Annotated in this window: 12 protein-coding genes; 9 read left to right on the top strand and 3 right to left on the bottom strand. The window is 64.3% G+C overall.

From position 1 onward, the window contains the following. Nucleotides 1-69: 69 nt before the first annotated feature. Together Q0602_RS04535 and Q0602_RS04530 are read right to left on the bottom strand one after the other, a co-directional pair. Nucleotides 70-255: a 2-keto-3-deoxygluconate permease gene (locus Q0602_RS04535; protein ID WP_298839565.1), complete on the bottom strand. Its 186-nt coding sequence runs from the start codon at nt 253-255 to the stop codon at nt 70-72. A 103-nt stretch (nt 256-358) separates the two neighbouring features. Beyond that, nucleotides 359-1,948, bottom strand: coding sequence for a UxaA family hydrolase (locus tag Q0602_RS04530; RefSeq protein ID WP_298839562.1), 1,590 nt, complete (start codon nt 1,946-1,948; stop codon nt 359-361). A gap of 263 nt (nt 1,949-2,211) precedes the next feature. On the opposite strand from Q0602_RS04530, the gene Q0602_RS04525 reads away from it, so the two are divergent. Next, on the top strand, nt 2,212-3,150 hold the full coding sequence (locus Q0602_RS04525) for a LysR family transcriptional regulator (protein ID WP_298839559.1): 939 nt from the start codon (nt 2,212-2,214) through the stop codon (nt 3,148-3,150). 119 nt (nt 3,151-3,269) lie between these two features. Further along, nucleotides 3,270-3,635 (top strand): hypothetical protein, encoded by a 366-nt coding sequence (locus tag Q0602_RS04520; protein WP_298839556.1) that lies wholly within the window; start codon nt 3,270-3,272, stop codon nt 3,633-3,635. 153 nt (nt 3,636-3,788) lie between these two features. On the opposite strand, the gene nudE is transcribed toward Q0602_RS04520, so the two are convergent. Then, nucleotides 3,789-4,382 (bottom strand): ADP compounds hydrolase NudE, encoded by a 594-nt coding sequence (gene nudE, locus Q0602_RS04515; RefSeq protein ID WP_298839553.1) that lies wholly within the window; start codon nt 4,380-4,382, stop codon nt 3,789-3,791. Nucleotides 4,383-4,523: 141 nt separating this feature from the next. On the opposite strand from nudE, the gene Q0602_RS04510 reads away from it, so the two are divergent. The 7 genes from Q0602_RS04510 (at nt 4,524) to Q0602_RS04480 (ending at nt 13,545) form a co-directional block, all read left to right on the top strand. Then, complete coding sequence (locus Q0602_RS04510; RefSeq protein ID WP_298839550.1) at nt 4,524-5,183, top strand: HAD-IA family hydrolase; 660 nt, start codon at nt 4,524-4,526, stop codon at nt 5,181-5,183. A 193-nt stretch (nt 5,184-5,376) separates the two neighbouring features. Continuing rightward, nucleotides 5,377-5,769, top strand: coding sequence for a S4 domain-containing protein (locus Q0602_RS04505; protein ID WP_298839548.1), 393 nt, complete (start codon nt 5,377-5,379; stop codon nt 5,767-5,769). An 83-nt stretch (nt 5,770-5,852) separates the two neighbouring features. Then, nucleotides 5,853-6,725, top strand: coding sequence for an Hsp33 family molecular chaperone HslO (gene hslO, locus Q0602_RS04500; RefSeq protein WP_298839543.1), 873 nt, complete (start codon nt 5,853-5,855; stop codon nt 6,723-6,725). Between the two features lie 244 nt (nt 6,726-6,969). After that, nucleotides 6,970-8,541: a phosphoenolpyruvate carboxykinase gene (locus Q0602_RS04495; RefSeq protein WP_298839540.1), complete on the top strand. Its 1,572-nt coding sequence runs from the start codon at nt 6,970-6,972 to the stop codon at nt 8,539-8,541. A 178-nt stretch (nt 8,542-8,719) separates the two neighbouring features. Beyond that, nucleotides 8,720-11,074, top strand: coding sequence for a Tex family protein (locus Q0602_RS04490; protein ID WP_298839537.1), 2,355 nt, complete (start codon nt 8,720-8,722; stop codon nt 11,072-11,074). A gap of 243 nt (nt 11,075-11,317) precedes the next feature. Then, entirely contained in the window at nt 11,318-12,889 is a 1,572-nt protein-coding gene (gshA, locus tag Q0602_RS04485; protein ID WP_298839606.1) for a glutamate--cysteine ligase, read from the top strand. A gap of 101 nt (nt 12,890-12,990) precedes the next feature. Then, entirely contained in the window at nt 12,991-13,545 is a 555-nt protein-coding gene (locus Q0602_RS04480; RefSeq protein WP_295038604.1) for a disulfide bond formation protein B, read from the top strand. Nucleotides 13,546-13,599 lie beyond the last annotated feature (54 nt).

Raw genomic sequence — 13,599 nt, 5'->3', positions numbered from 1 at the left:
CTACACCACGCGCTTCGCGCCTAGCCATGAAGCGAAATAGACATCGTCGCGGCGATGTAATCAACGGAGTCAGCCTCTGGCCATGAACGCCATGGCGCCGTCCTTGAACAGCGCGGTGGTGAAACTGCCGATCTCCAGCGCGGCGGGCGCGAGCGTGCCGACGATCGACCCGAGAATCAGCGGAATGATCATCAGGCCGCCGGGGATGCGGTTGAGCGTGTCGTAGATGGGGACGCGTGATACGGGAATCGACATGTGATCTTCTCCATGCCAGAGCGAGAGGGGCGCCGTCGGCGACGGCGCCGTGGAAGGTGGCTTGCGGGGTGAAGCGACATGCGTGTTCGGAGAACCCGTGAGTTCAGGTGATGACGCCGATCTGCCAGGGCACGAACTCCTGCTGGCCGTAGCCGTGACGCTCGCTGCGGCTGCGCTCGCCGGAGGCCAGGGTCAGCAAGCGCTGGAATATCTGCTCGCCCAGCTGCTCCATGTCGATGTCGCCGTCGATCAGTGCGCCACAGTTGATGTCCATGTCGTCCGACTGGTGGCGCCAGAGCGCGCTGTTGGTGGATAGCTTCAGGGACGGCACCGGCGCGCAGCCGAAGGCGCTGCCGCGACCGGTGGTGAAGGCGATCAGATTGCAGCCGCTGGCGACCTGGCCGGTGACCGAGACCGGGTCGAAGCCGGGAGAGTCCATGAATGCCAGACCGCGCTCGCGCATCGGTTCGGCGTACTCGAGCACTTCGACCAGCGGCGTGGTGCCGGCTTTGGCAACAGCGCCCAGCGATTTCTCGAGGATCGTGGTCAGGCCGCCCGCCTTGTTGCCGGCGGAGGGGTTGTTGTCGAGGGACGCGCCGCGAACCCGGCAGAACGCTTCCCACCAGTGGATGCGCTCGATCAGCTTGTTGGCGACCGCCGGGCTCACCGCCCGGCGTGTCAGCAGGTGCTCGGCGCCGTAGACTTCCGGGGTCTCAGCGAGCACGGCACTGCCGCCGTGGGCAACGAGCCGGTCGACGGCGGCGCCCAGCGCCGGATTGGCGGTGATCCCGGAATAGCCGTCGGAGCCGCCACACTGCAGCGCGACCCGAAGGTGCTCGACGGAACACGGTGTCCGTTCGACCTGATTGGCTTCCGCCAGCAGCTGCTCGATATGGCGTATCCCCTCGGCGATGGCCTTGGTGGTGCCGCCGATCTGCTGAATCGTGAACGGATGAAGCTTGGGGCCGGGTTTCAGGCCCTGGGATTCGATCAGGGTGTCGATCTGATTGGTCTCGCAGCCCAGGCCGATGACCAGCACGGCGGCGAAATTGACGTGTCGCGCATAGCCGGCGAGCGTGCGCTGGAGCATCTCCAGGGCCTCGCCGTCCGCGGCCACCGCGCATCCCACGCCGTGGGTCAGTGCCACGACGCCATCCACGTTGGGGTAGGCTGCCATCGCTTCGGGATGGACGTCCCGGCGGAAGTGATCGGCGATGGCGTGAGCGACCGTGGCGGAGCAGTTGACCGAGGTGAGAATGCCGATGTAGTTGCGCGTCGCGACCCGGCCATCCGCACGCTGGATGCCCATGAAAGTGGCGGCGGGGGAAATCCGCTCGACGGGCGTGACCTCGCTGCCGATGGCATAGTCCTTGACGTAGCCCTTGGCATCGCCCTGTTCGTGGCCGTCACCCTCGAGATCGCCGATGCCAAGGTTGTGGACGTGGACATGATCGCCGGGTTCGATGGCGCGGGTGGCGCGGCCGATGATCTGTCCGTAGCGTCGAACCATGTCGCCCTGCCGGAGCGCGCGGATCGCGATCTTGTGCGCGGCCGGCACGGCGCTGGTCAGAACGATGCCCGGCAGGATCTCGCTCCCCTTCGGCAGCGGGACACGGGCGATGACCACGTCATCGCGTTCGTGCAGTCGAATGATCGAGGCGGGAGCCTCTGTGGTGTGTTCGATTAGTGCCATCAATCGGCTCCTCGGGCGAGTCGTGCCACTTTGGTCTATGCGACTTTATCTTTAATTCTTTTTGAATCAGTCGGTTATTATGATTTCCGTGCTGGCTCCACCCTATCCGGTCGCCATGTGTCGCACTACTGAGAGTTGCTGATCGAATGATAACGACCGCGCATTCGTCCAAAGTCTTAGGGGTTGCACGAAAAGTCGGCGAGCGTAGGCAGTTTCCGTGCAAAGTCTGATTCTGGTCACGTCATAAGCGAGAGGAGTCGTCGATGCCCCCGACGTTGGAGACACTGATGTCGCGTCTGCGCCTGCGTCAGCTGCGTTTGTTGATGGCGCTGGAGGAGTGCGGCTCGATTCACAAGGCTGCCGAGCAGGTGGCAATCTCCCAACCGGGCGCGACACGGGCGCTCAACGAGATCGAGTCGACCCTGGGGGCGCCACTGTTCTTGCGTAGCGCGAGAGGGCTCGAGGCCAATGACCTGGGACGCTGCGTGGTGCGCTACGCGAGGCTGATCCAGACCGACGTGGCGCATCTGCGCGAGGAGATGATCGGCATTCAGCAGGGTTACGGAGGGCACCTGGCCGTCGGTGGCACGATGGGCGCCATCGCCGCGATCGTCGAAGCGATCGTCAAGGTGCGTGCCGAGCAGCCCTCGCTGTCGCTGCAGGTGATCGAGGACACCAGCGAGGGGCTGTTGCGCTTGCTCGATCAGGGGCGAATCGACGTCGCACTATGCCGCTCCAATTTCGGCCGGCGCCCCGGGGACTACCATTGCCACGGGCATTTCCCCGAGCCGCTCTGGGTGGTCGCCAATCCCGGACACCCGCTGGTCGAGGCCGGGGAGCCCGATTTCACCACGTTGGCCAGGCAGGCCTGGATCGTCTACCCCGTCAGCATGCCGCGGATGCTGGAACAGGAGTTCGTTGCCGCGGGACTTTCGCAGCCGGTGCAGTCGATCGAGATTTCATCGACCTACGCGATCCTGGCCATGCTGGAGCGGGACGAGGGCGTGCTGGCACTGCTGCCCGAGCGCATTGCCCGGGAGCAGGTGAAGCGGGGGCATGTCGCCCGGATCCGATACCGCTTCCGAACGCGAAATCCCGCTTTCGAGTTGCTCTGGCGCCGGGACAGAGAGCTGTCTCCCGCCGCAAGGAGATTCATCGAGTGTTATGACGACGGCGCGGAATGCGACGCCGGTATTTGCTAGGCGGCGATTTTTTGTCTAGGTTTTGTATAGTTTGTTGAAGCAGCCGTTCGTGACGCAAACGAAAAGGTCGATTTCGTTGGATCAGCGTCACGCGTAAAGATGAATTAAGGAGGATTCACATGAAAAAATTGAACGCAGCCATCTTCGCCGCGCTCATCGCGCTTCCCACCGCCAGTGCGTTCGCCCAGGGCGATGCGCCCAGCGTGAGCCCCGAGTCCGGCTCCGCCAACACCCAGTCCGGCGGGGCATCGCCGACGAAGGCCGAGGGTCCGACCGCCGCGGACAGCGCCGGCGGGAAGTTGCCGACCGAGAACAATCTGCCCGACGAGGACAACGGCCAGACCGGTTCCGCCAACACCCAGCCGGGCAGCATGAAAGTCGAGGGTGGGACGGCTCAGGATACATCGGCAGCGCAGGGGCCGATGGCCGACGACATGGAAGGCAACCACGGTGTCGACTCCGCGCAGGACGTCGATCCCGACTGATCGGGATCTTGCCTCGCGCTCGAGTTCTGCAAAACTAGCTTACTGTTCGACGACCGCCCCCTAGTGGGGCGGTCTTCCTCTGTCTCTGCCACTTCTGCCACTGCCACCTCTGCCACTTCTCGTTCTCTGGTGGCTACCGGTGTCGGCCACGCCTCACCACCAGCTTTCGGACTCCCGCTCGCTGCGCAGTTTTTCGCGAGCGATGAACAGGGCGGCGATGGCGCGGCCCTCATGGAAATCGTCCCGCGCCAGCAGGCCGGCGATGTCGTCGATGGCATAGGTTTCCACGATCAGTGGCTCGGGCTCATCGCCTTCCAGGCGCCTCTCGTAGAGATCGCTGGCCAGCATCACCTGGATACGGTGATTCATGTAGTTGGGCGCCAGCGACAACTCCACCAGAGGCTCGATGCGGTTGGCACCGTAGCCGCACTCTTCCATGAGCTCTCGATTGGCCGCCGTGATGATGTCCTCGCCCGGGTCGACCAGCCCCTTGGGCAGGGTCAGCGTATATTCATCGAAGCCCGCCGCGTATTCCCGGATCAGCAAGACGTGATCGGGGTCGGGCATGGCCACCAGCATCACCGCGCCGCGGCCCTTGCCCTTCAAGCGTTCGAAAGTGCGTTCCGCGCCGTTGGCGAAGCGCAGATCGAGCGATTCGATGGCAAACAGTTCGCTCTGGGCGACGTTGCGCCGCGCGAGAAGCGTCGGCCGGGTCAAGACGGGCGGGGGGGAATCTGTCGGCGCCATGGGGCCTCCGTGCATCGGGCGGGTTGCACTGGGTACAATAATCGACGCTTGTCTCCGTGGGAAATGACCCTGATGCCTCTTGGCCATGAAAGGGGGAGCCCCGCGCGAGGATCTCTTTCACTGACGGCCGGGATTCTTCCAATGATCGACTGGAGCGCCATCGATACCGTTTTTCTGGACATGGACGGTACGCTGCTCGACCTCCACTTCGACAGCCATTTCTGGCTCGAGCACCTGCCGCGTCGCTATGTCGAGCTGCACCGGCTCGACGACTCTCATCGCACGGCGCTGGAGTCGCGTATCCGCGACGCCAGAGGAACGCTGGACTGGTACAGCCTGGCCTACTGGAGTCGCGAACTGTCGCTGGATATCGTCGCGCTCAAGCGCGAGGTGGCACACCTGATCGGATGGCGGGCCGATGCACTGGCCTTCATGGAGTGGCTGAAGGCGTCACCGGTGGATGTGGTGCTGGCGACCAATGCCGATCGCGAGAGCCTCGGTCTCAAATTGCCGTTGACCGGGCTGGATCGCTATGTCGATCGCATTGTGTCGTCGGCGGATGTCGGTGCTCCCAAGGAGCAGCTGGCGTTCTGGTCGGCCATGCAGGCGCTGCACCCCTTCGACCCGGCACGCAGCCTGTTCATCGACGACAACGCCGAGGTGCTCGAAAGTGCCCGGCGATACGGCATTCGCCACCTGCTGGGCATCCATCAACCGGATAGCCGCAAGGTCGGGAGCGCCCATCCGTCGTTCACCGTCGTCGAGCAGTTTGCATCGCTTTTGCCGGTGCGGCCGGGTTGAAGCGGGCACTGCCCACCCCCATCTACGCTCTGTCTGAAAAATGCCTGCGCTCGCCCATACGGCGTTAAAAATCGACTCAAAATGCTCATTTACACCTCGTAAACTCCGCTGTTTCGTCAATTTTTGCCTTGTCTGGCCATCGCTCGCCGATTTTTCAGACAGAGCTATCTAGACCGGTCGAGGTAATTGACCCATGAGTGAAACCGTACGTATCGACAAGTGGCTGTGGGCGGCGCGGTTCTTCAAGACGCGTCAACTGGCCAAGAAAGCGATCGAGGGCGGCAAGGTCCGCTACAACGGCAGCCGCGTCAAGACCAGCCGCAACGTCGAGGTCGGCGCGCTGATCGAGCTGCCGCAAGGCTGGGACAACGTGACCGTCGAGGTCCTCGCGCTCTCGGATCAACGCCGCGGCGCCCCGGAGGCCCGGGCACTCTACGCCGAGACGCCCGAAAGCCTCGACCGACGGGAGCGGGAAGCGCATCAGCGCAAGCTGGCCAACCAGGTGATGCAACCGCCGATCAAACGACCCGACAAGCGCCAGCGTCGCGATATCCATCGGTTCCAGCGCCAGCACACCGATGACTGATGCCCCACGCTCGTGACGTCGCCCACTACCTGCCCCCACCGGGCGATCCTGCGATCCTCCCGGTGCCCGACGAGATCCGATCCATGAACGATGAAATCCAACGCTTCCTGTTCGACGACACCAACGTACGCGGCGAGATCGTGCAGCTGGAAGCCGCCTACGGCGAGGTACTCGCGCGCCAGGACTATCCCGCGCCGATTCGCCATCAACTGGGCGAGCTGTTGAGCGCTGTCGCCCTGCTGACCGAGACCGTCAAGCTCGATGGCACCGTCAGTCTCGAGGTGCGCGGCAGGCAGGGGGTCGATGTGCTGATGGCCGAATCCAACCCTGGCGGTCAGCTGCGAGCCATCGCGCGGTACGACGAAAATCAGATCTTCGCCGACGATGCCTCGCTGCGGCAGCTGGTGGGCGACGGGCAGATCGTGATCACCCTGGATCCCGCCGAAGGCAACCGCTATCAGGGGATCGTGGCGCTGGAGCACGATCAGCTCGCCGGCTGCCTGGAGGCCTATTTCGCCCAGTCGGAACAGCTGGCGACACGGCTGTGGCTGAGCGCCGACGGCCAACGCAGTGCCGGGCTGCTGCTCCAGCAACTGCCGGATGATGCGTCCAGCAAGGACCCCGATGCCTGGGACCGGGTGGTGCACCTGGCGGCGACGATCACCGCCGACGAGATGCTGACGCTACCGGCGCAGGACGTGCTGTATCGCCTCTTCCACGAAGAGACCACGCGCGTCTTCGACCCCAAGGCGCTGGCGTTCGGCTGCACCTGCTCGCGGGAGCGCATTGCCAACGCGCTGCACACCTTCGGCGCCGACGAATTGCGAAGCATTCTGAACGAGCAGAAAGCGGTCGATACACAGTGCCATTTTTGTCATACGCAGTACCATTTTAGTGCGGCCGACATCGAGGCGATCATCGACTCTCCCGAGGCGCCCTCGCCGACGCTTCACTAGAGAGGCCGCCACTCGCCGAGCGGAGCGGCTCGCCGGGGCATGAACAGGGCTTTGATCAAAGCCGAATTGACATCGGGCGTCCAGCGTTTGCGCGCTGGGCGCTTTTTGCCATAATGGCGATCCTTTTTCGCCTGCCATGGTGTCGAGATCGCCGGTCCCATCGAGAGCGGTGTCGTCGGGATGGCGGGTTTTCGACGCTGTGAAACGATACGAAAGCAGAGGCCTTCGAGCCCAGGATTGGATAATGACCACCTCTCAAGCCATCTCCCAGGCTGCCGGCGCGAAAGCGCATACCCATTTGACCGCGGCCGAGCTGGTCGAATATGCCCTGGCGAGGGGCGAAGGCGTGCTGGCCGACAATGGCGCACTGGTGGTGGAAACTGGCGAGCGCACCGGCCGGTCCACGCTGGACCGTTTCATCGTCGAGGAGCCCTCGACCTCGGATCTGATCGACTGGGGCCAGGTCAACCGTCCGATCGGGCCGGACGTGTTCGATGCGCTGTGGGAGCGGGTGGAGGACTATCTGGCGGGGGGAGAGACCTTCGTTTCGGAACTCCACGTCGGTGCCGATCCGGAATACTACCTGCCGATTCGCGTCGTCACGCAGAGGGCGTGGCACAACCTTTACGCACGCAATCTGTTCGTGCGTCCCGAAAACTGGAACCCCAAGGACAAGAGCGAGTGGACGGTGCTGAGCGCACCTGATTTCGTCTGCGAGCCGCAGCGCGATGGCACTCGCTCCGAAAGCACGGTGATGATCAATTTCGCCCGCCGCCGGGTGCTGCTGGCCGGCATGCGCTACGCGGGTGAAATGAAGAAGGCGATGTTCTCGGTTCAGAACTTTCTGCTGCCGGAGAAGGACGTGTTGCCGATGCACTGCAGCGCCAACGTCGGCGAGGACGGCGAGACCACGCTGTTCTTCGGCCTCTCCGGCACCGGCAAGACCACGCTGTCGGCGGACCCCGAGCGCTATCTCATCGGCGATGACGAGCACGGCTGGGGAGAGGGCACCGTCTTCAACTTCGAAGGGGGGTGCTACGCCAAGACCATCGATCTGTCACGCAAGAACGAGCCGATCATCTGGGATGCCATCCGCTTCGGCACCGTGCTGGAAAACGTGGTTCTCACCGAGGACCGCGTTCCCGATTATACCGATGACAGTCTGACCCAGAACGGCCGGGCGGGGTATCCGCTCGAGTTCGTCGCCAAGCGGGTGGAGGAGAATCGCGCTGGCGAACCCAGCGCGATCATCTTCCTGACCTGCGACATGAGCGGGGTACTGCCACCGGTCTCGCTGCTCTCCAAGGAAGCGGCTGCCTATCACTTCCTCTCCGGCTACACGGCCAAGGTCGGGTCCACCGAGATGGGCTCCACCAGCGGTCTGGAAGCGACTTTCTCGACCTGCTTCGGGGCGCCGTTCTTCCCGCGCCCGGCCCACGAATACGCCGAACTGCTGATCAAGCGTATCGAAGCGTTCGAATCCCGGGTCTATCTGGTCAACACGGGGTGGAGCGGCGGCGCTTACGGTCAGGGCGGCAGCCGCTTCAGCATCCCGACCACCCGGGCGATCATCCGCGCCATTCAGGAGGGAGACCTGAAGGACGTCGAGACGCGCCATATCGAAGGGCTGAACCTGGATGTGCCGGTGGCGGTGGAGGGCGTCGATGCCAGACTGCTCGATCCGCGCGATGCCTGGGAGGATCGGGAGGCCTATCGAGAGCAGATGAATGCGCTGATCGCCAAGTTCACGGACAACTTCACCAAGTTCGACGATGTCGATTCGGCGATTCTGGCCGCCGGCCCGCAGAGGCTCTGACCGGGCCCGTCGAAAGACGACATTCTGCCGCAAGCGCGCTGCCGGCCCGTTCGGCACTGCATCAAGGGGATGGCCAGCGGCCATCCCCTTTCGATTCCGGCGTTGCGATGCGCCGGAGAGTGAGCCCCGTGCGTCGCTGTGCTAACGTGGCGCGATCTTGTTCATCGTGATGATTTTCATGTCCAACACCCAATCCGCAATCACCGCGCTGATCGCCGACGAGCTCGGCGTTCGCCCCCCTCAGGTTCATGCCGCCGTCGAACTGCTGGATGGCGGCGCCACTGTCCCGTTCATCGCCCGCTACCGCAAGGAAGTCACCGGCGGACTCGACGACAGCCAGCTCCGCACGCTGGAAGAGCGCCTGCGCTACCTGCGTGAAATGGAGGAGCGGCGCGATGCGATCGTGCAGGCGATCGACGAGCAGGGGCAGATGACCGAGGCGCTCCGTGCCGATCTGCTGGCGGCGACCACCAAGCAGCGGCTGGAAGACCTCTATCTGCCTTATCGGAAGAAACGCCGGACCAAGGCCCAGATCGCCCGCGAAGCCGGACTGGAACCCCTGGCCGATCGCCTGCTGGCCGAGCCCGGTCTGGACCCGGAGCGCGAGGCGGCAGCGTTCATCGACAGCGCCACCGGCGCCAGCCATGGTGTCGAGGACGCCAAGGGCGCGCTGGACGGTGCCAAGCAGATCCTGATGGAGCGCTTCAGTGAAGAGGCCGAGCTGGTCGGTCGGCTACGCGAGCGACTGTGGGAGGATGGCCAGCTGCGTGCACGGCTGGTCAAGGGCAAGGAGGCGGAAGGCAGCAAGTTCTCGGACTATTTCGAGCACGACGAGGCGCTGGCCAAGACGCCATCGCATCGTGCGTTGGCGATGTTCCGGGGGCGCAAGGAGGGGGTGCTGGCTCTCTCGCTGGTCATGGCCGGCGAGGACGACGCGCCCATCCATCCTGCCGAGGTGGCGATCGCCCGCCATGTGGGTATCGACCTGGGTGCCGAGCAGGCCGCCTCTCGATGGCTGAAGGAGGTGGTTCGCTGGACCTGGCGGGTGAAGCTCTACACCCATCTGGAAACCGAACTGATGGGCCGTCTGCGGGAGCGGGCCGAGCAGGAGGCGATCGATGTCTTCGCCGCCAACCTCAAGGATCTGTTGCTGGCGGCACCCGCCGGACCGCGCACCACGCTGGGGCTCGACCCCGGTCAGCGCACGGGCTGCAAGGTCGCCGTCGTCGATGCCACCGGGCGTTTCCTGGAGCAGGCCGTCATCTATCCGCACGCGCCGCAGAAGCGCTGGGACGAAGCGCTGGCGACCCTGGCCGCGCTGGTGGAGCGCCATGACGTGTCGCTGGTGGCGATCGGCAACGGTACCGCCAGCCGTGAAACCGACAAGCTGGCCGCCGAACTGGTCAAGCGCGTGGCGCCACGCCAGCTCACCAAGGTGATGGTGAGTGAAGCCGGTGCATCGGTCTACTCGGCATCGGAGCTGGCGGCCAGGGAGTTTCCCGACCTCGATGTATCGATTCGCGGGGCGGTGTCGATCGCCCGGCGACTGCAGGACCCGCAGGCCGAGCTGGTCAAGATCGATCCCAAGTCGATCGGTGTCGGCCAGTATCAGCACGATGTCTCCCAGGTGAACCTGTCCCGGAGCCTCGAGACGGTGATCGAGGACTGCGTCAACGCGGTGGGCGTGGATCTCAATACCGCCTCCAGCGCGCTGCTCTCCCGGGTATCCGGCCTGAGCACGATGCTCGCCGACAACATCGTTGCGCGGCGCGACCGCGAGGGGCCGTTTCGCACTCGCCAGGAGCTCCTCGGCGTCGACAGATTGGGTCCCAAGACTTTCGAGCAGTGTGCGGGCTTTCTGCGCATCATGGGCGGCACCAATCCGCTCGATGCCAGCGCGGTGCACCCTGAGGCCTATCCACTGGTGGCGCGCATTGCCGAGCGCAACGGGCGCGAACTGGGCGGGCTGATCGGAGACAGCCGCTATCTCAAGACGCTCAAGCCCTCGGACTACGTCGACGAGGCGTTCGGGGTGCCGACGGTCATCGATATCCTGGCTGAACTCGACAAGCCGGGCCGCGATCCCCGCCCGGAATTCAAGGCAGCGACCTTTCGCGAGGGCGTGGAGAAGATCGGCGATCTCGAGCCGGGCATGCTGCTGGAGGGTGTCGTCACCAACGTGACCCATTTCGGCGCCTTCATCGATATCGGCGTGCATCAGGACGGGCTGGTGCATATCTCCGCGCTGGCCGACAAGTTCGTCGACGATCCGCGGCAGGTGGTCAAGGCCGGCGATATCGTCAAGGTCAAGGTGTTCGAGGTCGACGTGGCGCGACAGCGGATCGGATTGACGATGCGACTGGGTGACGCACCCGGTGAGAAAGCGGCCCCCGGCGAGCGCCGGTCGGGCAGCGGCAAGCCTCGTGGCGGGGCGCGGGGTCGTCAGCCGCGACAGGGCGGCAATGATCGCCAGCCCGCGCAGCCGGGCGGCGTGATGGCCGAGGCGCTGCTCAAGGCGCAGCGACGACGCTAGGGAGTGTTGGCGTTTCACGCACGCTCGCGTCGGAACGACAACACTTCTGGTACCGGGTCGCGAAGTCGTTAGCCTTGAAAGCGCTATCGTCGGCTCCATAATGAGGTTTGGCTCGCGGTGGCTCCGGCGACAGCATTGGCGTCCGGAGCCGTCGGCGCACGGACAAACGGGGGAGCAGAGCTCTTCCCACGAAATAAGGTGTTGAGCGTGTCTGATCAACTCGCCACGAACGTCGGCCAACTGATGGCGCCGGCCCAGAAGGGATTGCTCGGTCGTCTACGGCGGGGCATCGAGAAGGAAGGGCTGCGTGTCGATTCCAAGGCCGCCATCGTGCAGACCCTCCATCCGCACTCGCTCGGCTCGAAGCTGACCCACCCCCACATCACGACCGACTACTCGGAGGCGCTGCTCGAGTACATCACCCCGGTCTATTGTCGTCCTGCCGATGCGCTCTCATTCCTGGGCGATCTGGTCCGCTTCACCTATCGCCAGCTCGACGACGAGTGGCTGTGGCCGGCCAGCATGCCGGCGCGGCTCTCCGGCAACGACAGCGTGCCGATCGCCGACTACGGCACGTCCAACGTCGGCACCATGAAGCATGTCTACCGCAAGGGCCTGGATGTACGCTACGGCCGCATCATGCAGTCGATTGCCGGCATTCACTACAACGTCTCTCTGCCGGATGACATCTGGCCGCTGCTGCGGGAACGGGAGGGGCGGCAGGGCGAATCGCTGCAGGGGTATCGCTCGGCCCGCTACTTCGATCTGATCCGCAACTTCCGCCGCAACAGCTGGCTGCTGCTCTATCTGTTCGGTGCCTCCCCGGCGCTGGACCGCAGCTTCCTGGGGGAGGAAGGCGGCGACAATCGCTGCGACAAGCTGAAGTCGATGGGCCAGCGCACGCTCTACGCGCCCTACGCGACCAGCCTGCGGATGTCCGATCTGGGCTATCAGAACAAGGTCCAGGAGCAGTTGAAGATCTGCTTCAACTCGCTCTCCAATTATGTCGGCACGCTCCGTCACGCCATCTCCGCCGAGTGGCCGGATTATCGCCGGATCGGTGTGGAGGTGGACGGCGAGTGGCGACAGCTCAGCGCCAACATTCTGCAGATCGAAAACGAGTACTACAGCGACATCCGTCCGAAACGGGTGGCGCGACACGACGAGACGCCCACGCAGGCTCTGGAAGCGCGCGGCGTCGAATATATCGAGGTGCGTTGTCTCGATCTGAATCCGTTCCTGCCGCTGGGAATCGATGAGCCGCAGATGCGTTTCATGGATACCTTCCTGCTCTGGTGCCTGCTCTCCGAGAGTCCCTGGATTCCGGACGAGGAGTGCGACCGGCTGGACGACAATCGCCGGCTGGTGGTCGAGCGCGGCCGCGATCCGGATCTGAAGCTGCGGATTGGCGATCGTCACGTGCCGCTGCGGACTCGGGGCCACGAGATCGTCGATGGGCTGCGCGAGGTCGCCGGCCTGCTCGACGCCATCGAGGGCGACTGTCTTCACGCTGCCGCCATCGAGACGATTGCCCGGCGGCTCGACGACCCGGAGCTGACCCCCTCGGCGCAGATGCTGCGGGCTCTGGAGGCGCATGGCGGTGAGTGGACCGATTTCATTGCCGATCTGGCCAAGGAGCAGGGGCGTCATTGGCGCTCGACGCCGATGGACGAGTCGCGTGCCGAACTCTTTTCCCAACTGGTCGAGACGTCGCACCAGCAGCAGCACGACATCGAAGCCGAAGACCGGGTGTCGTTCGCACGCTTCATCACTGATTATTTCCAGCGGGCGAGGGAACCTCGTTCGGCGGCGTGAGTCAGTGAATCCGTAACGTTCGGCGAGAGCCCAGGATCGGCTGTCGTGAAATGGAAGCACGGCCGGTGCTGGACCGCACTGGCCCTCAGTGGAAACGAGACATGCAAATCAAGCGTTGGGTGGCGCAAGCCAGTATGCGTCAGTGGTGCCTGCTGGGGCTGTTGATGTCCTGCTTCATGATGGCGGTCGCGCTCTACCTGCAGTATGGCGTCGGCCTCGAGCCTTGCCCCTTGTGCATCTTCCAGCGCGTTGCGGTGATCTCCGCGGGTGTCGTATTCCTGATCGGGGCGATTCACAACCCCGGCAAATCCGGAGGCCTGGTCTATGCGCTACTCGCTCTGATTGCCGTGCTGACGGGCATCGGCGTGGCGGGGCGGCATGTCTGGCTGCAGACCCTGCCACCGGACAGCGTGCCAAGCTGTGGGCCCGGCCTGGACTACATGATGGACATGCTGCCGTTGTGGGATGTCATGGCCCGCGTACTCCACGGTTCCGGTGAGTGCGCGGCCGTCGAGGGGGCGCTGTGGGGCGTCACGTTGCCGCAATGGACACTGTTGGGTTTCGTCGTCATGGCGACCATTCCGGTGATGATGTTGGTATCCCGATTGCGCTACAGTGGCAGGACGGTCCGCGAACCGGCAGGGCAGGCGTCTTGATGGCTCGCCTTCCGGGTTGCGCTGAAACGTCAACAGCCCCCTAGGGAGAGTGAT

The organism is uncultured Salinicola sp. (assembly GCF_937921195.1).
Taxonomy (GTDB): Bacteria; Pseudomonadota; Gammaproteobacteria; order Pseudomonadales; family Halomonadaceae; genus Salinicola.
The sequence above is the reverse complement of the archived record's forward strand: the minus strand, read 5'-3'. Positions and strand labels throughout refer to the sequence as shown.